General features: G+C 36.7%; 21 protein-coding genes and 1 riboswitch. Of the genes, 5 read left to right on the top strand and 16 right to left on the bottom strand.

Annotation, left to right across the window (positions count from 1 at the left end; translation table 11 throughout):
* Positions 1 to 6: 6 nt before the first annotated feature.
* The 4 genes from argC to GM698_RS07890 form a co-directional block, all read right to left on the bottom strand.
* Positions 7 to 948 (bottom strand): N-acetyl-gamma-glutamyl-phosphate reductase, encoded by a 942-nt coding sequence (gene argC, locus GM698_RS07905; protein WP_209289222.1) that lies wholly within the window; start codon positions 946 to 948, stop codon positions 7 to 9.
* A 254-nt stretch (positions 949 to 1,202) separates the two neighbouring features.
* On the bottom strand, positions 1,203 to 1,919 hold the full coding sequence (gene deoD / locus GM698_RS07900) for a purine-nucleoside phosphorylase (RefSeq protein ID WP_176808877.1): 717 nt from the start codon (positions 1,917 to 1,919) through the stop codon (positions 1,203 to 1,205).
* A 26-nt stretch (positions 1,920 to 1,945) separates the two neighbouring features.
* Positions 1,946 to 2,722, bottom strand: a complete 777-nt coding sequence (deoC, locus tag GM698_RS07895) for a deoxyribose-phosphate aldolase (RefSeq protein ID WP_176810278.1) — start codon at positions 2,720 to 2,722, stop codon at positions 1,946 to 1,948.
* 203 nt (positions 2,723 to 2,925) lie between these two features.
* Positions 2,926 to 4,188 (bottom strand): NupC/NupG family nucleoside CNT transporter, encoded by a 1,263-nt coding sequence (locus GM698_RS07890; RefSeq protein ID WP_176810279.1) that lies wholly within the window; start codon positions 4,186 to 4,188, stop codon positions 2,926 to 2,928.
* A gap of 182 nt (positions 4,189 to 4,370) precedes the next feature.
* Here GM698_RS07890 and msrA point away from each other — a divergent pair, with 182 nt between their 5' ends.
* A complete protein-coding gene (msrA, locus tag GM698_RS07885) occupies positions 4,371 to 4,877 on the top strand; it encodes a peptide-methionine (S)-S-oxide reductase MsrA (RefSeq protein ID WP_159630992.1) in 507 nt (168 codons plus the stop codon).
* A gap of 36 nt (positions 4,878 to 4,913) precedes the next feature.
* On the opposite strand, the gene GM698_RS07880 is transcribed toward msrA, so the two are convergent.
* The 7 genes from GM698_RS07880 to GM698_RS07850 all read right to left on the bottom strand — a co-directional run bounded on the left by GM698_RS07880 (position 4,914) and on the right by GM698_RS07850 (position 12,098).
* Entirely contained in the window at positions 4,914 to 5,714 is an 801-nt protein-coding gene (locus GM698_RS07880) for a glycosyltransferase (RefSeq protein ID WP_209289221.1), read from the bottom strand.
* Positions 5,714 to 6,598: a glycosyltransferase family 2 protein gene (locus GM698_RS07875; RefSeq protein WP_176810281.1), complete on the bottom strand. Its 885-nt coding sequence runs from the start codon at positions 6,596 to 6,598 to the stop codon at positions 5,714 to 5,716. Before GM698_RS07875 ends, GM698_RS07880 begins: the two co-directional genes overlap by 1 nt.
* Positions 6,591 to 7,778 carry a hypothetical protein gene (locus GM698_RS07870; protein ID WP_176808882.1) on the bottom strand — a complete coding sequence of 396 codons (1,188 nt, stop codon included), beginning with the start codon at positions 7,776 to 7,778 and terminating at the stop codon, positions 6,591 to 6,593. Before GM698_RS07870 ends, GM698_RS07875 begins: the two co-directional genes overlap by 8 nt.
* A 6-nt stretch (positions 7,779 to 7,784) precedes the next feature.
* A complete protein-coding gene (locus GM698_RS07865) occupies positions 7,785 to 8,573 on the bottom strand; it encodes a glycosyltransferase family 25 protein (RefSeq protein WP_209289220.1) in 789 nt (262 codons plus the stop codon).
* Between the two features lies 1 nt (position 8,574).
* A complete protein-coding gene (locus tag GM698_RS07860; protein WP_176810284.1) occupies positions 8,575 to 9,513 on the bottom strand; it encodes a glycosyltransferase family 52 in 939 nt (312 codons plus the stop codon).
* Positions 9,510 to 10,715, bottom strand: a complete 1,206-nt coding sequence (locus GM698_RS07855; protein WP_176810285.1) for an oligosaccharide flippase family protein — start codon at positions 10,713 to 10,715, stop codon at positions 9,510 to 9,512. Before GM698_RS07855 ends, GM698_RS07860 begins: the two co-directional genes overlap by 4 nt.
* A 123-nt stretch (positions 10,716 to 10,838) precedes the next feature.
* Positions 10,839 to 12,098, bottom strand: a complete 1,260-nt coding sequence (locus tag GM698_RS07850; RefSeq protein ID WP_176808886.1) for a cytidylyltransferase domain-containing protein — start codon at positions 12,096 to 12,098, stop codon at positions 10,839 to 10,841.
* 254 nt (positions 12,099 to 12,352) lie between these two features.
* Here GM698_RS07850 and GM698_RS07845 point away from each other — a divergent pair, with 254 nt between their 5' ends.
* Entirely contained in the window at positions 12,353 to 13,096 is a 744-nt protein-coding gene (locus GM698_RS07845) for a YdcF family protein (protein WP_159631008.1), read from the top strand.
* A gap of 74 nt (positions 13,097 to 13,170) precedes the next feature.
* Here GM698_RS07845 and priA read toward each other — a convergent pair whose 3' ends face one another.
* A complete protein-coding gene (priA, locus tag GM698_RS07840) occupies positions 13,171 to 15,384 on the bottom strand; it encodes a primosomal protein N' (RefSeq protein WP_176808887.1) in 2,214 nt (737 codons plus the stop codon).
* Positions 15,385 to 15,480: 96 nt separating this feature from the next.
* Positions 15,481 to 16,698 carry a pyridoxal phosphate-dependent aminotransferase gene (locus GM698_RS07835; protein ID WP_159631012.1) on the bottom strand — a complete coding sequence of 406 codons (1,218 nt, stop codon included), beginning with the start codon at positions 16,696 to 16,698 and terminating at the stop codon, positions 15,481 to 15,483.
* A 175-nt stretch (positions 16,699 to 16,873) separates the two neighbouring features.
* Between GM698_RS07835 and GM698_RS07830 the strand changes: the two genes are divergently transcribed.
* The gene (locus GM698_RS07830) at positions 16,874 to 18,175 is read left to right on the top strand and encodes an isochorismate synthase MenF (protein WP_209289219.1); all 1,302 of its coding nucleotides are present in this window, start codon (positions 16,874 to 16,876) and stop codon (positions 18,173 to 18,175) included.
* A gap of 42 nt (positions 18,176 to 18,217) precedes the next feature.
* On the opposite strand, the gene queC is transcribed toward GM698_RS07830, so the two are convergent.
* Entirely contained in the window at positions 18,218 to 18,883 is a 666-nt protein-coding gene (gene queC, locus GM698_RS07825) for a 7-cyano-7-deazaguanine synthase QueC (protein ID WP_159631016.1), read from the bottom strand.
* Between the two features lie 3 nt (positions 18,884 to 18,886).
* Positions 18,887 to 18,931: riboswitch (PreQ1 riboswitch) on the bottom strand.
* A gap of 176 nt (positions 18,932 to 19,107) precedes the next feature.
* On the opposite strand from queC, the gene GM698_RS07820 reads away from it, so the two are divergent.
* Both GM698_RS07820 and pgi read left to right on the top strand, forming a co-directional pair.
* Positions 19,108 to 19,356, top strand: coding sequence for an accessory factor UbiK family protein (locus GM698_RS07820; protein ID WP_159631018.1), 249 nt, complete (start codon positions 19,108 to 19,110; stop codon positions 19,354 to 19,356).
* A gap of 41 nt (positions 19,357 to 19,397) precedes the next feature.
* Positions 19,398 to 21,038 carry a glucose-6-phosphate isomerase gene (gene pgi / locus GM698_RS07815; protein ID WP_176808890.1) on the top strand — a complete coding sequence of 547 codons (1,641 nt, stop codon included), beginning with the start codon at positions 19,398 to 19,400 and terminating at the stop codon, positions 21,036 to 21,038.
* A 103-nt stretch (positions 21,039 to 21,141) separates the two neighbouring features.
* Here the strand turns inward: pgi and artM are convergent, their stop codons facing one another.
* Positions 21,142 to 21,825 (bottom strand): arginine ABC transporter permease ArtM, encoded by a 684-nt coding sequence (artM, locus tag GM698_RS07810; protein WP_209289218.1) that lies wholly within the window; start codon positions 21,823 to 21,825, stop codon positions 21,142 to 21,144.
* A 1-nt stretch (position 21,826) separates the two neighbouring features.
* On the bottom strand, positions 21,827 to 22,498 hold the full coding sequence (gene artQ, locus GM698_RS07805) for an arginine ABC transporter permease ArtQ (RefSeq protein ID WP_176810288.1): 672 nt from the start codon (positions 22,496 to 22,498) through the stop codon (positions 21,827 to 21,829).
* Position 22,499: the final 1 nt, after the last annotated feature.

The following is a 22,499-nucleotide window of genomic DNA, read 5'->3' as shown; positions in this document are numbered from 1 at the left end:
AACCAATTAAATTTCTAACCCCGAGATTTCATCTCTCCCAAGCATTATATTCATACACTGCACCGCCGCACCTGATGCCCCTTTACCTAAATTATCAAAACGAGCAACAAGTAAAATTTGGTCGTCATTTCCATATACAAAAATATCCAAACTGTCTTTGCCTGAATAAGCATTCGCAGAAAGCATACCGTCTTCTGGTAAATCTTGGAAAGTATGGACTGTGATTAATTTGCTATTTTGATAATAGTCTGCAAATAGCTTTGTAATTTCTTCACCAGATTTAACCGCTTGTAACGCAGAAATGGGAAGCGGAACAGTCACTAGCATACCACTGTAAAAATCTGCCACTACTGGAGTAAAAATCGGCGGAATTTTCATTTGAGTGAGCATTTGCATTTCAGGTAAATGCTTATGTTTTAACGCTAATCCATAAACACGAGGTGCATTTAAGGCATCAACACGATTTGGGTTTTCGTAATCAGCAATCATTGATTTTCCGCCACCTGAATAGCCTGTTAAAGATTGGCAGCTCAACGGATAATCAGCGGATAAAATGCCCATTTCGACTAACGGGCGGACTAAGGCAATATAGCCTGTTGCGTGACAGCCTGGTATAGCTACGCGGTTAGCCTTTCTGATTTTTTCAGTTTGCCCGGTTAATTCAGCAAAACCGTAAACCCAATCAGCATTCACGCGATGGGCAGTAGACGTATCACAAATTCTGGCATCCGATGGTGCATTGGCAACTAACTCTTTTGAGGCTTCATCAGGCAAGCAAAGAAAAGTTAAATCAGCTTCTGCTAATTTTGTTAATCGAGCGTTTAGATCTTTACGTTGTGCCTCAGGCAATGTTAATAACTCAATATCCTCGGCTTGACTCAATCGTTCGTGAATTCGTAATCCTGTTGTACCAACAGCCCCATCTACAAAAATTTTGTATTTGCTCATTAGATATCCTTATATTTTCACTTTTTATGCTGTAGTCTAAGCCTAATTGTAAGCAAACTCAATCTTTATTTTGAATAAATATTCAATAATATTGATTTTATATTCAAACATTATTTTCTATGAGTACACAAAATTTGTTAAAGAATATCTTGATATTTTATACATCATACTGAAAGTAATAAGCGGTCAAATATTGCAATTTTTTTGCAAAATTTAACCGCTTGTCAATTTTAAGATAAATCAGTTATCGCTTATTATTTATCGCCAATCAATACTGACTCTAATGCAATCTCAATCATCTCATTGAAAGTTAATTGGCGTTCTTCAGCACTGGTTTGTTCGCCTGTGCGAATATGGTCTGAAACTGTGCAAATTGCTAATGCTTTCGCACCGAACTCCGCCGCAACAGCATAAATACCGGCAGCTTCCATTTCTACCCCTAAAATGCCATATTTTTCCATCACATCGAACATTTCAACATCTGGGCTATAAAATAGGTCTGCTGAAAATAAATTCCCTACTCGCACATTAACGCCTTTCTGTTGTGCCGCTTGGTATGCGGCTAAAGTCATATCAAAGTCTGAAATCGCGGCAAAATCATTATCACGAAAGCGGATACGGTTTACTTTAGAATCAGTACAAGCTCCCGACCCGATGATGACATCACGAATACGAACATCACTACGCACAGCACCACAAGAACCAACACGAATGATTTTTTTCACTCCATATTCAGTAATGAGCTCTTTCGCATAAATTGAACAAGACGGGATTCCCATACCATGTCCCATTACAGAAATGCGACGACCTTTATAACTACCCGTATAACCTAACATATTACGTACGTTAGTGACTTCTTTAACATCTTCTAAAAAAGTTTCTGCGATATATTTTGCACGAAGCGGGTCGCCTGGCATAAGTACAACGTCAGAGAACGCCCCTTCAGGTGCATTAATATGTGGAGTTGCCATTTTTAATTTCCTCTTATGATGAATAATTAATAACCTTGAACAGATTGTTGCTGTTCATCTTTTAATGTTGCTAACAAATTGCCTAAAAGACTAGAGGCACCAAAACGAAAATGTGAGCTATCTACCCAATCATTACCTAAAATTGAACGTGCTAAAGCGAGGTATTTTGCCGCTTCTTCGCTAGTTTTCACGCCACCCGCAGCTTTAAAGCCAACCGTTTCTGCCACCCCTAAATCTCGAATAGTTTCAAGCATAATGCGAGCAGATTCTAACGTTGCATTTACTGGCACTTTACCTGTTGAGGTTTTGATAAAATCTGCCCCTGCACGAATTGAAATTTCGCTTGCTTTGCGAATTAAGTCTGCTGATTTTAGCTCACCCGTTTCAATAATGACTTTAAGTAAAACACCCTTTTCTTGGCAAACTGCTTTAGCTTGTTTAACTAATTCAAAACCAATTTGTTCATTACCTGCAATTAATGCTTGATAAGGGAAAACAACATCAACTTCATCAGCACCGTAAGCCAATGCAGCTTTGGTTTCGGCAATCGCAATTGCAATATCATCATTGCCGTGCGGGAAATTAGTCACAGTAGCAATTTTGACTTGCTCTATGCCCTGTGCTTTAAGAATCTTGCGTGCTAGCGGTACAAATCGTGGATAAACACACACTGCGGCAGGTGTGCCAAAATCGGTTTTAGCTTGTTCGCACAAAGCTATTATTGTTCCGTCTGTATCATTGTCATTTAATGTGGTGAGATCCATCAAAGAAAGTGCAATCTCAGCTGAATTTTTTACATTCATGATTTCTCCTTTTTTAATTAAATGAATGACTTAGTAAAATTTTATAAAAATTTGACCGCTTGTAAATAGGCAAATGACAAGCAACCGTTTACGTTCGCTAAAAAAACATAAAAACCACTATTTTTGATCTACACCTAACATTGGACTAAGCAGCCAACTGATAAGGTGCAGATCATTTCTAGTGGTTTTACAGATTATTTAAATTATAAAACTGCGCCGCCTAAGCCAATAAATAAGCCTGCAATAGTTGCACTCATTAAGTTAGCAAGTGAACCTGCAATAACAGCCTTAATACCTAAACGTGCAATATCACCACGACGGCTTGGTGCCATTGCACCAATACCACCGATTAAAATCGCAATCGAACTGAAGTTAGCAAAACCACAGAGTGCAAAAGTAATAATCGCAATGGTTTTATCGCTTAACTGAACGGTTGATTCAGGAGCTAAATATTTTGCAAACTCTAAATAACCTACGAACTCATTAACAGCCAACTTCAAGCCGATCATTTGACCAGCTATTTCAGACTCTTCCCAAGGTACACCAATTACCCAAGCAAGTGGTTTGAACACCCAACCGAAAATTTGACCCAAGTTTAATGTTTCATAACCAAACCAGCCGCCAATGCCGCCTAAAATACCATTTACTAATGCAATTAAAGCAACGAAAGCAATCAACATCGCCCCTACATTTAACGCAAGTTGCATACCTGATGACGCACCTGAGGCTGCTGCATCAAGAATATTCGCTGGTTTTTCTAAATCGACCGCTTCTAATTCATCACGGAATTGTTCGGTTTGTGGAATCATAATTTTCGCAAATAATAAACCTGCTGGTGCCGCCATAAATGACGCTGCAATTAAATAAGTTAATGGCACGCCCATTCCAGCATAACCAGCCATTACCGAGCCTGCAATAGACGCTAAACCACCTGCCATAATTGCAAATAACTCAGATTCAGTCATTTTGCTAATATATGGTTTTACCACAAGTGGGGCTTCAGTTTGACCGACGAAAATATTCGCCGCCGCAGACATTGATTCCGCTTTAGATGTGCCTAATGCTTTTTGTAGTAAGCCACCTAGAATACGGATAACCCATTGCATCACACCAATGTAGTAAAGCAATGAAATAAGTGCTGAGAAGAAAATAATGACTGGAAGCACACGGAAAGCAAAGACGAAACCGCCACCACCAAAAACTTCAAACATTTTGTCGCTTACTAAGCCACCAAATAAGAATGAAATACCCTCATTACCATAAGAAATGACTTTAGAAACGCCATTTGCCATTGCATTTAATGCATCACGACCTGCTGGCACATAAAGTACCAACGCCCCAATCGCAACCTGCAATGCTAATGCACCTAACACCGTACGCATATTTATTGAGCGTTTATTGCTCGAAAATAAAAATGCAATGAATAGTAAAACAATAATGCCTAAAAGGCTGTTAAGAGTACCCATAGAACCTCTGAGATAAAGTGATAAAAAGTGGCAATACTATACCTATTTTTAGATAAAAAATCTTGTAAAAAATGCAATTATTTATGACTGAAATCAGCAAAATCGATATTTGTATTTTACAAGCGGTATAATTTTAGCTATTTTTTACAAATGATTTAAATTTAAAGACGATAGGAGAGAATATGCAAAATAGTCGTGAAATTTATTTAGCAGGTGGTTGTTTCTGGGGAGTAGAATCTTTTATGCAACGCATTAATGGCGTGATTAAGGCTCAATCGGGTTATGCCAACGGCAACACGGACAACCCAACCTACCAAGATGTGTGTTCAGCTAGTGGGCACGCGGAAGTAGTCAAAGTGACTTATGATGCCAACCAAATCAGTCTAGCTAAATTACTTGATTATTTTTTTAAAGTCATCGATCCTGTGAGCATTAACCAACAAGGTGGCGACATTGGCATTCAATACCGCACAGGGATTTATCACACCGATCCGCAAGATGTTCCAATTATTAACCAAGCTTTGAGGGAATTACAAACACAGTTTGATAAACCCTTAGCCATAGAAAACCAAATGTTGGAACAATACTTCCCTGCGGAAGAATATCACCAAGCATATTTAGTGAAAAATCCAACAGGCTATTGCCACATTGATATTCAGTTGATGAATGAAATTTTAAAAAATCAATAGCAAAAAAAGCCACAGAATAAAATCTGTGGCTTAATCTTATTTTCTCAACAATCCATAGACTGCTTTCAGTACCGATAATGGCAATAAGCGTGGAACCGCTCTCATTAAGAAAATGCCAAAACCTGAAATCGGATCGTGAATACGGCAACGATTTTTTAATTTATACAAACGCCATTCTGCTTCTGCTTGTGCTTTGCCACGACGCCTATTCACCATACCATTTCCAACCCGGGCATAAACCAATAAATCAGGCAAATTTGCAACTTGTTTAAACTGAGCAATCAGTTTAATCCATAAATAATAATCTTCTTGCAAATCTTGATAGCCCCCCACTTCCAATACCTTCGATTTTTGATAGGCGACCGTCATATGGTTAAATGGGCAACGCATACGGGTAAATTGAATAATCTCCTGTGCTGTTATCGGCACATTACGATAAGCGACAATATCATAAATATCTTGTCCAAATTCGGCAATTTGTCCACCAAAAATCACTATTTCAGGATTTTTCTCAATAAATGCTACCTGTTTTTCAAAACGATCGGGCAGGCAAATATCGTCTGTATCCATACGGAAAATCCACTCATTCGAGCAATAAGTTAAGCCCTCATTTAGCGTTTTGCCTAAACCTCGATTTTGTACGAACTTTACTGTTTTTATTGGCAAAATCACACTATATTCTTCTACAATCGCTTCCAACTCAGGCGTAACAGCGCCATCAAAACAGAGTATAATTTCATCGGCTTGGCGAGTTTGGGCTTTGAGACTTTCAAAGCATTCTACTAAATATTGAGGCTGCTCTTTAATGTATAACGACATTAAAACGGAAAATTTCATTAAATAAACCTTTTTAAATTAATCGCCCATTTCGGCGAAATAAAAATAATAAGTGCAATAACTAACTGCTTAATATTTTTTGTCTGTTTAAACATCTCAAAATAATAACCAGCCGCCTTACGAGATAAATTCATTATGTGCGGATAACTTAAAATATAAAGTGAATTGAGCTTAAAATTATTCGCCTGCTCAGGTGTTTTAATATAAGTTTGTTGAATATATGCAATCGCCTTTTCAGTATTTGTTGTGTCGGTTGAAACACTTGAACGCTTGGTATGGAAAGTACAATAAGTTAAAGCTTCATCAACATAAAGTGGCTCAAAACTTGGTTCTTCCAGCAATTTTAACAAAAAATCGTAATCCTCCAGCGAACGCAAGCGGTCAGATAATCCGCCAATTTTGCAAAATAACGCTTTCTTCAGGCCAATCATCGGCATTCCGCCAATTTTATTCGCTTTTAGCATATTCTCTTTCGTTAATTCGCTTTTATGTTGAAATGGCGTGGTGATATAAGTAAACCCTTCATTTACCATGTCGCATTTGGCTGGATGATAAATAAAATTTGCCATTGGATTTTGGGCAATTTCTTGTGCGAGTCGTTCGCACTTTTCAGGTATAAAGCGATCATCATCATCTAAAAATAATAGCCACTCTTGGCTCGCATTATTTGCTCCAACATTTCGACTTTGTGCAGCCCCCATATTCGGATTATTACGGATAACTTTTAGTGCAAAAGGATAATCGTTATTTACCTCAACAGGTATTGTTGAATAATCATCAACAATCACCACCTCAAAATTATAAACCGTTTGCTGCTTTAAACTTTCCAATAATGCCTTAATTTCTTGATTACGATTATAAGAAGGCACAATAATACTAAACATTTTTTATCTCTTTATTTTTGCAAAAAAATATTAAATTTCGACCGCTTGTACCAAATAAGGATAAGAACATTAAAAAAATAAACATAATCCCTGGGAATGCAAAGGTATCCGCTTTAATATTTAAAATGGAAAGAATTCCAATCGTCGATAAAGTAAAAATCCAACTTCCCTCAAACCAATTAATGGCGACTTTCCGCACAAAATAAAACGTAAAAGCAAAGCAAGTTAACATATAAAACAAACCGCCATATAAGACTTGGCGAATATAACCTGAATCCGATGCACCATAATAGCCACCCGTTTCAGTATAATATAGACCGTCTCCTGAGATAAATTGGCTAAGCGTTGGAATAAATAAATGGTTTTTCACTAAATTATCGGTAGAGGAACTCACTTTTCCTGTGCCAGATAATAAATTAATTACTGGCTCTAAAGCGTGTGCGACATAACGATTTTCTGGTAAAACTATCGCTAGAAATAAAATTAAAACTATAAAAGCGATTAAAGGTAATACATATTTCCATTTAAAATAAAGCACAATACTAACCACTGATATTAATAAAAAAGTTCGACCTGAAATCAACCCGACACATAAAATTAAGAATAAAAACCAGCCATTTATTGAATCTGTTTTTTTATTATATGCTAATAAAAAATGGAGTAGCATTAAGTAAAAAGCACTTAATTGGAAAAAGGCTGATGAGGTAATATTATAGAGTCTATATTCTTGCTCCGAACCAAAAAAGCGTGGCATCATCGCATTGCTAGATAATAGAAAATCTACCATAAACGGCACACCTAATAATGCTGCTATGCCACAAAGGCATTGAATAGTAATGCCGATTTTTAAATCACGCACAAATAAGGCTTTACCATCTTCTATTCGATAAAAAATATTATATACCGCAATGCCAAATATAAACAAAATCAGCATTTTGACATACATTGCCAACACACCTATTTCTTTCGTTCCATTAATTAAAAGTGGAATAATGCTAGCTATAAGCAAAGCGATAATCACAATAATGCTGTCTTTAGGAATAATAATGCCGCTAGCTTTTCCTTTAATAACTTGGAAAGCTAAATACCCACAAGCCAGTATCCCGACTAAAAATGCTACGCGTAAAACGTGAAAGAACCAAGGATCATAAATATAAAATAAATTAAAAAGTGCTGACATATCAACCTATGATAAATTTAATGAGTTAAAATTACGTTTAATTGCTAATAATTTTTTAAGCGGATATTTAACTATTTTTTTAAAAAAATTATTATTTACTGAGCCACGCAAATTTTCTAAATTACTGACTAATCCTGGATTTTCAATCGCCATTAACGGACGAACAATTAACACATCTAATTTGAATTTATGACTAAATAAAATAAAATCATCTGCAAGCCAATAAGGTAAGGCTTTTGAAGTTTGCGTTAAAAACTGACAAGCGGTCGATTTTTTAATTAAATATGCAACGGTACCCGCAAAATAATTACGATAAGGATAGGCATATTTATACTCGCTATCTCCAATTTGTTTCTGTAAAAAGCCAAAAGTTGTAGGGTAACTAATTTCCAATTCAATATCATCAAAATTTGAGATCTTGGACTGCCCAACTAAAATAATATCCGCCTTTACATTTTGAGCCAATAAAGTATGAATATTTTTTTGAAAATCTTGAGCAAATAACACATCATCTTCACACACAAGACAATAATCATCATCTTGAATAGTCTGATCATCTGCAATTTTCTGATAAATTGATAAATGGCTTAAAGTACAGCCAATTTCTCCTTTTGTGGTTTTACGCCCATAATATTGCTCAAATTTAGCTAAATCAAAGCTATTATTTAATCTTTCCCAATCACTACTCATCGTATTGATCGCATTAAACACTTCAAAATCTCTTGTATTGGGCTGTAAAAAGAAAAGCTCACGTCTTTTCACATCTTTTTCTAATGAAATTAAATATTTCTTCATTTTATTCTCTAATATCAATAATGTTAATCCCCAAATTTTCAAGCAATACATAGCTTTCAATATAAGTAGGATTATCTACATTTACTCTTAACGCAACGACCTCAATATTCGGGCTTTTATTTAAAATATTAATAACAGCACTGCTAAAGTAGGTATAAACTCGGCACTTTTTATCACTACACTCTTGGAAAAGATAATCCTCTAAAATTAAGTTTGTCTTAATATATTCTACATTACTGATTTGGTATTTCTCTCTTGGGTGAGGAAAATAGCGATCAATATTAAATTGCCTAATTACTTTTTCAGCTAAAATAATATTTTTCTCATCATCTCTCTCAAAAATAGGCTGACCAAGTAAAATATTTACCACCTCAGAATTATTTAGTTCTGAATCAGGTAACGTTGTTGAATTAATCAGTTCAATATAAACCGTATTTTCTATAATATTCGGAAAGCCTTTATAAATAGTATAGTGTTTTTTTGATAATTTCTTTAATTTCTCTAAACTATATCTATTACCTAAAAAGGTATTAATTAACTTACGATTTATTCCCGAACATTCTTGTTTATAGAAAATTCCACTTTGTACTATATTGGCTATACCGTCATCAAAGGTGTTAATTTCATTAAAATTAATTGCACTTAATAGAAATTGAATTTCCAGTTCATTAATATTAGCTAAAAATACTTTATTGAATTTTTTACCGCCAAAAGTTGATTTTAAATAAATAATTTCTTTGAGCAGTTGAATACGCTCGCTATGCTGTTGCATTGCAAAAAACTGCTGACATTTTTTCGCTAAACGAGATTGATAAAAATCAAATTTTGCATTTTTTACTGTTGAAAGCATCACCCCAAAAAATTGTTCATTCCGGTGAATTTCAAGGATTTTTTCTGCAATAAGCACTTGCAAAGGGGTACAACAAATAATTAAATTCATACTGTTTTTCCTACTTTTGCGGTCATTATATAGAGGATTGGAATAATCACAACCGCCCCAATAATGCTTGCAAAAGGAATATACTCTATTTTAGTAAAAGTTAAGATGAATAATGCCAGCAAATAGAAAATAGTAGATAAAATCGAACAAAAGGAAATAAACTTATTTTTGCCGTAAAAGAATAAATAATTCACTAAAATCAAATAAGGCACAACCAGCATTGTCGAAATTAAAAATAGAATAATGTAATATTTTGTGCCGATAAATTGATCACCTAAAATCCAAACCACTACATTTTCAGGAATTAACCACATCACGAATGCTGGAATTGGTATCGTAAATAACGCATAAAATGCCCATTTATGAATATGGCTCACATTAATTCGTTTCTGCTTTAACGCCTCGTAAAAATAAGGAAGCATTGCTTTATTTAAAGCTTGAATTATAATCGCTAAAATCATTGCAATTTGTGCCCCCATTGCGTATAAACCTAAATCTGCCTCGCTGAATTTATGGAAAATAAAAATACGGTCTAATTGCCCTTTTAGAAAAATACTGGAATGGTGCAAAACCAGCGGCAAGCCAAACCCCATTAAATAAAAGAGTGCCGTTTTATAACGTTCAAAACTAAATTTCTTTATTTTTGTTTTTTTCGCATAAAGTAAATAAGCAATAAAAAAGACCAACATATTACTAATTAAAATAGCTAAAATCCGTTTTTCCACTAAATCCGTTTTGAAATATTCCATCATAACAACGGTAATAACTGCGGAAAAAATTGCTGACATTAACTGAATAACCGTATAAGCAAGAGCTTGTTTTTGGCATTGCCTTACACTTAACTGCACATTTAAAAAAGATTGGAACATTGCGCCAATTGCCACATAAGCAATAATTTCTGATTTAAAATACCAACAGCCTAACAATATTAATACGCTCGCACAAAAAGTATATAAATAGCCTGTCGTAAGTACTAAATTTAACGAACGTTTACCATAAAAATAAAAATAACGAGCTACAGCCCCTTCTTGACTAAGACCGATAAAAATCACAAATAAAGCTGAAAAAGTTTGATAATAGGAGAGCTCTCCGTAACCTTCCAGCCCAAGTTTTCGGGAGAAATAAGGTAAGAGCAAGAAAGGAATTGACTTAGAAGCCAATTCCCCAATTAAATAAATAATGCTGTCTTTAACTGCTTTCATAGTGACAAATTATGTAAAATTTTTGACCGCTTGTAGTAATGTTTTCCAATTTACTAAATGCTTTATATCTATTTAACAATCGCACGCAAAACGAACGCTGATAATATATTCGATATTTTTCATTTAATTTAGTGCTTCTTCTAAAATAGCGGTTAATTTTTTATAACCTTTTTCATTTAAGTGTAAGCCGTCATCGCTATAATTTAAATCTAATTTGCCATATTTATCACTAAATTGCTTATCTAACGCAATCCATTTTACCGATAAATTATCTTTTAAATATTGATTTAATAAGCGAATATCATCGTTATTACGATCCACTCTAAAAGCTGTTGGCGTAATTTCTAAGAAATAAAGATTAATATCATCACGAATTGCTTTTAACTGGCTAATCAAATGATTTATATCTGCTAGAATTTTTTCATCGCTCCAATCATTACGCACCAGATCATTGGTGCCAAACATCAAGACGACTTCTTTTGGTAACGCAGAAATTAAACCTTTATCTAAAATCAGTTCGCTATATTCTTTCGTTGAAATACCTGCAATACCTAAGTTGTTGACTATTTTGTCGTTTAAACGTTCAATATTCCAATATTCAATAATAGAATGACCAATTAACGCAATCTCTTTTACTTCGTTAAAGTTCTCTTTTTTCATTAAAATTGAGCGTTTAATGGTTTCAAGTAATATTTTTGCTTTGTTACGTTGCTGAAGAATAAAATAGAAATATTCAAAATCTTGGCGATCATCAATATCAATAGAAACCGCTTTATCCATAAAATAAGCAAGACATTTCGCCCCATAGAAATGCTTTTGCTCTAGATAAGCGGTCGGTTTTGCTGAAAAAATTGCACCATTTGGAGAATATTCAGGATGATAACGCTGGCGAGCGTAATTAGAGTAATCTAATTGGAAATGTTTTAAACTCTCATCATCTTCAATAACACGTGTCAGTGTTGTTGGCTTATGTGCATCAGACACCGACACCAAGAAATCAAATTGATCAAAGTTACGCTCAAATTTATTACAAGCTTCTTTAATATGCTGAGCTGTTCTTAAAGGCGATGTTGGCTGTAGTAACACAAAATAATCAAAATCAACCGATTGGTATTGATTTAAAACATCTTCAATCACAACAAAAGAGCTGGCTCTATCACTCGCTAAATGTTCTGCCCGCTTGATAAATTCAATTGGATAATGGCAAAGCAAATCAATATATTCTTGTGAATCTGTACTAACAATAATTTTTTCAAATTCTCCAGACTCAATCGCTGCCTCAATAGAATAAGCCATTAATGGCTTGCCATCTGCTAACAATACATTTTTATTCGGTAAACCTTTTGAGCCAGCACGTGCTGTAATAATTGCAATTTTTTTCATAAATTTAACCGCTTGTTATCTACAAAATAAGGGACTTTCCCATCAATATATGAGCACCTTGAATGCGTTATTTTTCAAAGTCTTGTCGTTTCTTCCTAGTACATCATACCAGAGCTATTTTAAAATTTTTATCTAAATAACGTATTTTTCAATAAGGATAAAAAATAAGCCGATGAATAATCAAAAAAATAGACAATCCTCAAATAATCTAGGAGAATAAATAACACTTTTTCTCCTACTATCTATAGCATTTTATGTTTGAACTCATTAAACTCATTACTGCAATAATCCTACCGCCATTTAATATTATTCTATTATGGCTTTTAGCATTAATTTTGTTTGCAGTAGGCTATAAATATCCTGCCTACTTTTTTGCACTGCTTGGTATGCTGATTTTATATATTTTTAGTATTCCTTACACATCACAAAAACTAGGAAATTCCTTACTTGAAGGCGAAGAGCCCACCATCGAAAGCTACAAAAATGCCCAAGCGATTGTTGTATTAGGTGGCGGATTACGCGACAGCCAAGAGTTATTCGGTAAATTAGCGATTACTGGCACGCCACTAGAAAGAATGCGTTATGCTGCTTATTTACATAAAGAAACGGGCTTACCGCTTTTAGTCACAGGCAGTGCTCCAAATGGCACATCTGAAGCTAAAGTGATGGCTAGTGAGTTTAAAATGTTCTTTAATATTGAAACTAAATGGTTAGAAAACAAAGCGAAAACGACCAAAGAAAATGCCATTTTTAGCCGCGAAATATTGGAAAAAGAGAACATTAATCACATTATTTTAGTCACAAACCAATGGCATATGAAACGAGCAGAAATGCTGTTTACCCAACAAGGCTTTAAGGTTCTTCCAGCCAGCGTTGGCTCAGGTGACACCCCTAATCATTACAAATTAACCTTTATGCATTTTATTCCACAAGCAAGTGCAATGAACAGCAATATGCTTGCACTAAAAGAATGGATTGGATATTGGAAAGAAAAGTAAACAGCAAGGCAGGTCTAATCTGCCTTATTTTTTACAAAAAATTCAACAAAAACAACCGCTTGATCACGCTCGGCTTATCCGATCTCCTGCGGATCGATATCCAAACTCAATCGAACACTGGCAGGAATATCTAAACTCTCTCTCTCTTTATCAAACCAATCAAGCAATTGTTGCACAGCATTTCTTTTTGTATGTTGAATTAACAGCAACCAACGATAAAATCCTGCTTTTTTTGCCATTGGAGCAGAAAATGGCGGAATAAGTTGAAAACCTTGCCAGTTTTGCTGTTGGATTTTTTGGTGGAAAGCGTTCGCCAACTGCTCAAGCAATTTTAACGCCTGCTCGTTATTTTTTCCTGTCGCTTTAAATAACACTTGGGAGGAAAACGGCGGTAATCCCATTAGTTTTCGCATTTTCAAGGCTTCTTGTGCAAATTCGCTATAGCCTTGCTCCAACAAGGTTTTGAGCAACGGATGTTCGGGGTAATGGGTTTGTAACACCACTTCGCCCTTTTTCTCTGCTCGCCCAGCTCTGCCAGCAACTTGTAAATAAAGTTGAGCCAATTTTTCTTCCGCACGAAAATCGGTAGAGAAAAGTGCAGAGTCCACATTAACAATTGCCACTAAGGTAACATTTGGGAAGTGGTGCCCTTTTGCCAACATTTGTGTACCAATCAAAATTTGGCTTTTTCCTTCTCTAATCGCAGTGAGATGATTTTCTAACGCGCCTTTTCGTGAAGTCGAATCACGGTCAATTCGAGTGACTTGGTAAGTTGGGAATTGCTCATTGAGCACTTGTTCAAGTTGTTCTGTGCCAACACCCGTAGTAATTAAATTTGTTGAGCCACAATGCCCACATTGGCGAGGAATAACCTTTTGTGTAGCACAATGATGACAACGCAACACCCGCTGCTTTTGATGATAAGTAAATGGCTTATCACACGCTTCACATTCACAAATCCAACCACATTCGTGGCAAAGCAACACAGGAGCAAAACCACGACGATTTAAAAACAGCATCACTTGATTACCTTGTTCTAAATGTCGCTTCATCATTGACAGTAACCGCTCAGACAAGCCAGAGGTTATTCTTTGCGTTTTCAAATCAATAATATATTGATTCGCACTTTGTGCATTACCTGCTCGGGCGGTCAATTCCAGCTCAATAAATTTACCACTTTGCACATTTTGCAAACTTTCAAGGCTTGGTGTTGCTGAACCTAATACAATCGGAATATTCACATTTTTTGCTCTCACAATGGCTAAATCCCGTGCGTGATAACGCCAGCCATCTTGCTGTTTAAAAGAGCTATCGTGTTCTTCATCTAAAATGATCGCGCCCAATTTTTCAAATTGGGTAAAGAGTGCTGAACGAGTGCCGATCACAATCGCACTTTCCCCATTTTTTGCTCGAAGCCAGACATTTAAACGCTCGGTTTCATTCATATTAGAATGAAGCACATCAATTTCCACATTAAAGCGAGCGTTAAAACGTTGCACGGTTTGAGGAGTCAATCCAATTTCAGGTACTAACACCAGCACTTGCTCTCCCCGTTTTAGCACCGCTTCAATTAGCTGGAGATAAACCTCTGTTTTGCCCGAACCTGTTACGCCATTAAGCAAAAATGCAGCAAAGTTTTTTTGAGCATTCAAACGACTCACCACTAAAGTTTGCTGTTTATTAAGCTTAGGACGATTTTGCACATTGACCAATGGCCGTTCACCTAAAGATTGCTGCCAAGATTGCGACACAAAATCCACATCAATTTTTTCAATATAACCTTTTTCTAATAGCCCTTTCCAAACCGAAGGGCTACAAGCGGTCGTTTTCTCAAAATATTTTGCAAATTCAGCAAGCTCGGTTAAAAGTGCCACTTGCTTTCTCGCTTTCTTGTTTTCGCCAAGTATTAACGATTTCCTCCCCTGTTCAGTGACCACAAAATAATCTGGCTGACAACGCTCGGTGGAATCGCCATTACGCAGTTTCACAGGTAACGCACTGTTTAGCACTTCACCAACAGGGGCGTGATAATAGTGAGCAGCCCAGATCAGGAGCTGCCACATTTCGTCATCAAAAATTGGAGTAAAATCTAAAACACCTTGAATTGGCTTGAGCTTATGAGTTGGCACATCGCTACTTAGTGGAAAATCTACCACAATGCCAATTTTTATTTGGCGACCAAAAGGCACAACAACCCGACTACCTCTGTAAACATTACGTTCTTCAGGTAATAAATAGTCAAAATAACGATGTAAAGGCACATTGAGTGCTACTCTGATGAATCTCACTTCTCTAACCAATTTTGATAGCAAACTCAATAAAGGATTGAATTGTTTTTTTCTTCCTTTCCCCTCTTTTTTAAGAGAGGAAAGAAGAGATTTGATCTAATCTTGACGATAGGTTTTTAAGAAATTTGCAAGACGCCCTATTGCAGCTTCAATTTGATGTGCATAAGGCAATGTAACGACACGGAAGTGATCTGGCTTATGCCAATTAAAACCTGTGCCTTGCACTAACAATACTTTTTCTTGTTGTAACAGATCGTAAATGAATTTTTGGTCATCTTTAATGCCATACATTTCAGTATCAATTTTCGGAAACATATACAATGCCCCTTTTGCTTTCACACAGCTAATGCCTGGAATCTGCACCAATAAATCGTGCATTTTGTTACGCTGCTCTAATAATCGACCGCCTGGTAATACAAATTCATTGATACTTTGATAGCCACCTAACGCCGTTTGAATCGCGTGTTGCATTGGCGTATTCGCACACAAACGCATTGAAGCAAGCATATCCAATCCTTCAATAAAGCCTTTTGCTTGATGTTTAGGCCCACTTAACACCATCCAACCTTGACGAAAACCCGCCACACGATAAGCCTTAGACAAACCATTGTATGTCACAGTTAACACATCTGGTGCAAGAGTAGCAATATGATGATGCACAGCACCATCATAAATAATTTTTTCGTAAATTTCGTCTGCAAAAATAATTAAATTGTGCTGGCGAGCAAGCTCGGCAATTTCAAGTAAAATCTGGCGGCTATATACCGCACCAGTTGGGTTATTTGGATTGATGACCAAAATCCCTTTTGTGCGAGGCGTGATTTTCGATTTAATATCAGCGATATCTGGAAACCACTCATTTTCCTCATCACACAAATAATGCACCGCTTTACCGCTAGCGAGGGTTGAAGCTGCCGTCCATAGCGGGTAATCTGGCATTGGAATCAAAATTTCATCGCCATCATTCAACAACGCCTGCATAGACATAGTAATTAATTCTGAAACGCCATTACCGATGTAAACATCGTTTACATCCATTCCACGCATACCCTTCGATTGATAATATTGCACAATTGCTTTACGGGCTGAATACAGCCCCTTTGAATCACAATAACCTTGAGCCGTTGGCAAATTACGAATAACATCGACTAAAATTTCATCTGGAGCTTCAAAACCAAACGGAGCAGGATTACCGATATTTAATTTTAAAATTTTATGTCCTTCTTCTTCTAAACGAAGTGCCTCTTTATGAATAGGTCCGCGAATATCGTAACGAACCTGTGCTAATTTATCTGATTTCGGAAAAAGTTCCATTGCTGACTTCCTCATAATTAATGCTGATATTTTCTGTTAAAATATGGATATATTAGAATGAATTTATGAACATTACTCTAATTTGAGAGGAAAAAAAAGAGAAAATACGTTAAAATGATCTCCTTTTTTTCAATCAGCTAAAAACAAGCGGTTTCTTTTTCTGATTTTTTTGCAAATGCTTATTTTTAATCAATTAAAACAAGAACTTATAAAAAGTTATTCAAAACTGGGGGAGAAGAAAGGTTTGATAAAAATTCAAGCCTCCGTACCGCTATTTGAAGAAAACTTCTCACTACTTGGTTGGTTAAAAGCAAAAAATCAGCACTACCCTCACTTTTTTCTAGAATATAGAGATACAGATCAGACCATTTTAGCCATCGGGAAAATTCGCCAATTTCACACCCTTGAAAACGCACAGTACTTTATTCAACAACACCATTTACCCTTAATCGGCGGTTTACAATTTGAAGGACAAACACTGTTTATTTTGCCGCAATTTACATTAGTAAAAAATTCGCAAAATCTGACCGCTTGTTTCTATTTTGATAGTGATAACGCCACAGAGCAAGCGAGCATTTTTGAGCAATTTTTGGCAAATTTTGAAAATGTTGTGAAATTGAGTTTGCCCGACAATCAGTTGCAATCCGTTGCTGCTACAAGTAGTTTTGAACAGTGGGAAAGCAATATCAATAAAGCCATTTCGGCTATTGAGCAAGGCAAATTTCAAAAAGTAGTGTTGGCAAATGCTATCAGACTCCATTTTGAGTCTCCGATTTGTGGCTATGATTTAATGGCACAAAGTCAGCAAATTAATAAAGGCTGTTATCATTTTTTATGGGCAGAAAGTGATGAAGTGGCATTTATCGGCTCAACACCAGAACGCTTATATCAACGCAAAGGCTCGCTATTTTTTACTGAGGCATTAGCAGGAACCGTTGCCGTCACGCCAAGTGAAACCCAAACTGAATTAAATGCACAGTGGTTATTAAGCGATCCGAAAAATATACACGAAAATCAATTAGTGGTTGACGATATTGAAAGCAACCTAGCCGATTGCGTAACTGAATTTGAGGTTTCTGAAGCTACAATCAAGCAATTACATAATGTGCAACATTTGCGTCGCCAAATGCAAGCAACCTTGAAACAGGGCATTTCAGATAGCGATTGTTTAAGCCGCATTCACCCAACGGCAGCCGTTGCGGGTCTTCCTCGTCCTAACGCAAAACAATTTATTACCGAAAATGAAACTTTTGCTCGCCATTGGTATGCAGGCACCTTAGGTGTGATGAGTAAAAATGAAGCTGAATTTTGCGTCACGCTCCGCTCTGCGTTGATCTCGCAAAACTCAGTGACACTCTATGCAGGAGCAGGCATTGTAGAAGCGTCTGATCCACACTCAGAATGGCAAGAGATTAGACGTAAATCACAAGGTCTTGCAAAATTGCTGAAAGTAGATTTGGTTTCCATCGAAATTTAATCTGCCAGAAAGCGGCGAGTGCCTCTTTCTATCTGTTTATTTCTATTCAGCGAACTGTCGTTCTGCCAAATATTCATTCAATCCTTTTTCTCGCAATATACAACTTGGGCAATCGTGGCACCCACCTTCAACGCCCAAATAGCAAGTGTGAGTATGCTGGCGAATATAATCAAATGCACCGAGTTGATCGGCTAATGCCCAAGTTTCTTTTTTGGTTAAATACATCAAAGGCGTTCGAATATTAAAGTTGTAATCCATTGCTAGATTAAGCGTAACATTCATTGACTTAATAAATACATCTCGGCAATCCGGATAGCCGCTGAAATCCGTTTCACATACACCAGTAAAAATGGTTTGAATGCCCTGCCCTTTCGCATAAATTGCCGCATAAAGTAGAAAAAGTGCGTTACGCCCATCAACAAACGTATTGGGTCTGTTGCCTTGTTGCTGAATTTCAGCATTATTATCCATTAACGCATTGGTAGTAATTGCTTTAATGACAGAAGTGTCAATGAGCGTTTGCTGCACGCCTAAATCTTGGGCTATCCATTCTGCTTTTTGGAGTTCAATCGCGTGGCGTTGCCCATATTGAAATGTAATCACTTCAACATTTTGTTTACCAAATTCAGCAATCGCTTGGAATAAACAAGTCGTGGAGTCTTGACCGCCTGAAAAAATTACAACGGCTTTGGGAATTTGAATGGTCATTTTGTGTCCTTAGTTTTTTTGTGTGGGAGGTTTACGAACCACAAATCAAGAAAATGCAAGCGGTCATTTTTCGCTTATATTTTGCAAGCGGCAGCATTTTACAAAGATTAGCGTAAAATGGCTATTTAAATAGACTAACTATCGTAATAAATTGCAGAATTTACTTTCTCTTGTACCTAAAATTAACTAGAATTGAATAAATTATTATTAAAAGGAAGATTAATATGCTCTCGCCTAAAAATTTAGAAGCCATTGCTCAACAATTACACAGCGCACTACCTCAGAGCCTGAAAAATGTGGGTAACGATCTAGACGAAAAATTTAAGCAAATTCTTCAAGCTCAGTTGGCTCGCCTTGATGTGGTCACCCGTGAAGAGTTTGATGTTCAATCACAAGTTTTACTCCGTACTCGTGAAAAATTAAACGAATTAGAAAAGCGTCTTGATGAATTAACCCAAGATGCTCAATCCTAAGCTGGTTTAAATTGAGTAAATTCATAATTAAGGAAATAAAAATGCAGAAAACCAATCCTGTTCAGACTATTGCTTGGCATGCTTTAACAGAGCATAAAGCAGATAACCTCTCCATTCCTCAACTTTTTGCAGAAGATGCAACCCGTTTTGATAAATATTCTCTTCGTTTTGAAAACGAACTGCTCATTGATTTCTCAAAAAATGCGATTAATGACAACACTTTAACACTTCTTCGCCAATTAGCGAATGAGTGTGGTTTAGAGTCAGCTAAAAATGCAATGTTCTCAGGTAAGAAAATCAACCGTACCGAAGATCGTGCTGTATTACACGTTGCCTTGCGTAACCGCGCTAATACGCCAATTTCCGTTGAGGGTAAAGATGTTATGCCCGAAGTAAATGCGGTATTAGCTAAAATGAACCATTTCTGTCACCGTGTCATTTCAGGTGAATGGAAAGGCTATACAGGTAAAGCAATTACTGATGTGATTAATATCGGTATTGGTGGCTCAGATTTAGGGCCTTATATGGTCACAGAGGCATTACGTCCTTATAAAAACCATCTGAATATGCACTTTGTCTCAAATGTAGATGGTACTCACATCGCAGAAGTATTACGCAAGGTAAATCCCGAAACCACGTTAGTCTTAGTAGCGTCAAAAACATTTACCACGCAAGAGACAATGACGAATGCACTTTCTGCCCGTAAGTGGTTATTAGATTCGGCAAAAGATGAATCAGCCGTGGCGAAACATTTCGTCGCACTTTCAACCAATGCGAAAGAAGTAGAAAAATTTGGTATTGATACTGCCAATATGTTCGAATTTTGGGATTGGGTTGGTGGCCGTTACTCATTATGGTCGGCAATTGGTTTGTCTATCGCACTTTCTATCGGTTTCAAGAACTTTGAGCAGCTGCTTGATGGTGCCCACGCAATGGATCAGCACTTTTTATCAGCTCCAATTGAAAAAAACATTCCAACTACTTTGGCATTAGTCGGCATTTGGAATAACAACTTCTTAGGAGCAGAATCTGAGGCTATTTTACCTTACGACCAATATATGCACCGTTTTGCCGCCTATTTCCAGCAGGGCAATATGGAATCAAATGGTAAATTTGTCGGCCGTGATGGCAAAGCGGTTACTCATCAAACAGGTCCAATTATTTGGGGCGAACCTGGCACAAACGGTCAGCACGCGTTTTACCAATTAATCCATCAAGGGACTAAATTAATTCCTTGTGATTTTATTGCACCAGCTCAAACGCATAATCCATTAAGCGATCACCACAACAAATTACTCTCCAACTTCTTTGCTCAAACCGAGGCATTAGCATTTGGTAAATCAAAAGAAGTCGTGGAAAAAGAGTTTTTAGATGCAGGTAAAACACTTGAAGAAGTAGCAGAAATTGTACCATTCAAAGTATTCACGGGAAATAAACCAACTAACTCAATTTTAGTACAAAAAATCACGCCATATAGCTTAGGAGCATTGATTGCGATGTACGAACACAAAATTTTCGTACAAGGTGTGATCTTCAATATCTACAGCTTCGACCAGTGGGGTGTTGAGTTAGGTAAACAACTTGCTAATCGTATTTTACCTGAGTTAGAAAATAACGAAGAAATTAACAGCCACGATAGCTCTACCAATGGCTTAATTAACCAATTCAAGGCTTGGAGATAAGCTTAAATACAAGCGGTTAAATTTTCATAAATTTTTGCAATCAGTTATCTATAAAGCAAAAAGCGGACAATATATTTTGTCCGCTTTATTATTAATGAGCCTTTTAGGCTTTTTCCATTTCCAACCGCTCAAAGGCTAAAACGTTAGTTTCTAACTTTCTCAGTATTAGTGTCATAATGCCTGTAATCACTAAATAAATCATACCAGCTATGCCGTAAATAGTAAGTGCATCGTACTCCGTACCATATAACTGGCGAGCATAGCCCATAATATCCATAATCGTAATGGTAGAAGCCAGTGATGTGCCTTTAAAAACCAATATAATTTCATTACTATAAGAAGGCAACGCACGTTTCAAAGCATAAGGAATTAAAATTTTAAGTGTATCTAAACGGCTTAAACCCAATGCAGCACAGGTTTCCCACTGCCCCTTTGGAATCGCTTTCACTGCACCATAAAATAGTAATGTCGAATAAGCTGCACTGTTTAATGATAATGCTAATACCGCACAAAACCAGGCATCTGACAATAATACCCACGCTACACTTTGCGTAATCCACTCAAACTGCCCTGGTCCATAGTAGATTAGGAAAAACTGAACTAATAACGGTGTACCCGTAAATAAAGTTAAAAACCCATTTATTATCCATTTTACAGGGCGATTTTCCATTGAAAGCAGGAAAGTAAGGCTAACTGCCAGCACAAAGCCAATCACTAATGCTACCACCATTAAAGACAGACTAGTTGAAATACCTTGTGCAATCACATTTAAATATGCTTGCCACATTTTATCTGCCCCCTCTTTCAAAACGAGTCACACGCCATTCAAGACGACGGATAAGCACTTGGCTAATTAAAGTCACTGCTAAATAAATCAAGGCAGTAAGACCATACCACGTAAACGGCTCGTGGGTACGGGTGTTAATCAATTCAGCTTGACGCATTAAATCGTGAACACCAATAAGCGAAACCAATGCAGTATCTTTTAATAGCACTAACCACTGGTTACTCAATCCTGGCAGAGCGTGCCGCCATACTTGAGGCATTACAATGTGAGTGAAGGTATAGCGCCGACTTAAACCAAGAGAGGCACCTGACTCCCACTGCCCTAGCGGAATAGCCTGAATTGCACCACGCAAACTTTGTGAAGCATAAGAAGAAAAAATCAGTGAGAGTGCCACTACACCGCAGCCAAACGGACCAAGTTCAACATATTGTCCTGTCAGTAATTCCAATACTTCAGGCGTACCGAAGTAGATCAAAAAAACAACCAGAATTTCTGGTAAACCACGTAGTAGAGCTAAAAAAGTACTGGTTGATTTACGAATAACGGACCATTTACTTGTTTCTAATGACACAAAGCCAATCGATAAAGTTAAACCAAGTAGTAATGAACAAACCGCTAACCCTAAGGTCATTAGGGTTGCGGTGTAGATTAAAGGGAGATACTCAACAAACATT

This window comes from Mannheimia sp. ZY171111 (assembly GCF_017750945.1).
Taxonomy (GTDB): domain Bacteria; phylum Pseudomonadota; class Gammaproteobacteria; order Enterobacterales; family Pasteurellaceae; genus Mannheimia; species Mannheimia pernigra.
Note: the sequence above shows the minus strand (reverse complement) of the source record. Positions and strands in the feature narration are given on the sequence as shown.

Excerpts from the sequence above, each read along its gene's own strand:
- argC (WP_209289222.1), bottom strand. The coding sequence starts at position 948 with ATGAGCAAATACAAAATTTTTGTAGATGGGGCTGTTGGTACAACAGGA.
- deoD (WP_176808877.1), bottom strand. The coding sequence starts at position 1,919 with ATGGCAACTCCACATATTAATGCACCTGAAGGGGCGTTCTCTGACGTT.
- deoC (WP_176810278.1), bottom strand. The coding sequence starts at position 2,722 with ATGAATGTAAAAAATTCAGCTGAGATTGCACTTTCTTTGATGGATCTC.
- GM698_RS07890 (WP_176810279.1), bottom strand. The coding sequence starts at position 4,188 with ATGGGTACTCTTAACAGCCTTTTAGGCATTATTGTTTTACTATTCATT.
- msrA (WP_159630992.1), top strand. The coding sequence starts at position 4,371 with ATGCAAAATAGTCGTGAAATTTATTTAGCAGGTGGTTGTTTCTGGGGA.
- GM698_RS07880 (WP_209289221.1), bottom strand. The coding sequence starts at position 5,714 with ATGAAATTTTCCGTTTTAATGTCGTTATACATTAAAGAGCAGCCTCAA.
- GM698_RS07875 (WP_176810281.1), bottom strand. The coding sequence starts at position 6,598 with ATGTTTAGTATTATTGTGCCTTCTTATAATCGTAATCAAGAAATTAAG.
- GM698_RS07870 (WP_176808882.1), bottom strand. The coding sequence starts at position 7,778 with ATGTCAGCACTTTTTAATTTATTTTATATTTATGATCCTTGGTTCTTT.
- GM698_RS07865 (WP_209289220.1), bottom strand. The coding sequence starts at position 8,573 with ATGAAGAAATATTTAATTTCATTAGAAAAAGATGTGAAAAGACGTGAG.
- GM698_RS07860 (WP_176810284.1), bottom strand. The coding sequence starts at position 9,513 with ATGAATTTAATTATTTGTTGTACCCCTTTGCAAGTGCTTATTGCAGAA.
- GM698_RS07855 (WP_176810285.1), bottom strand. The coding sequence starts at position 10,715 with ATGAAAGCAGTTAAAGACAGCATTATTTATTTAATTGGGGAATTGGCT.
- GM698_RS07850 (WP_176808886.1), bottom strand. The coding sequence starts at position 12,098 with ATGAAAAAAATTGCAATTATTACAGCACGTGCTGGCTCAAAAGGTTTA.
- GM698_RS07845 (WP_159631008.1), top strand. The coding sequence starts at position 12,353 with ATGTTTGAACTCATTAAACTCATTACTGCAATAATCCTACCGCCATTT.
- GM698_RS07835 (WP_159631012.1), bottom strand. The coding sequence starts at position 16,698 with ATGGAACTTTTTCCGAAATCAGATAAATTAGCACAGGTTCGTTACGAT.
- GM698_RS07830 (WP_209289219.1), top strand. The coding sequence starts at position 16,874 with ATGCTTATTTTTAATCAATTAAAACAAGAACTTATAAAAAGTTATTCA.
- queC (WP_159631016.1), bottom strand. The coding sequence starts at position 18,883 with ATGACCATTCAAATTCCCAAAGCCGTTGTAATTTTTTCAGGCGGTCAA.
- GM698_RS07820 (WP_159631018.1), top strand. The coding sequence starts at position 19,108 with ATGCTCTCGCCTAAAAATTTAGAAGCCATTGCTCAACAATTACACAGC.
- pgi (WP_176808890.1), top strand. The coding sequence starts at position 19,398 with ATGCAGAAAACCAATCCTGTTCAGACTATTGCTTGGCATGCTTTAACA.
- artM (WP_209289218.1), bottom strand. The coding sequence starts at position 21,825 with ATGTGGCAAGCATATTTAAATGTGATTGCACAAGGTATTTCAACTAGT.
- artQ (WP_176810288.1), bottom strand. The coding sequence starts at position 22,498 with ATGTTTGTTGAGTATCTCCCTTTAATCTACACCGCAACCCTAATGACC.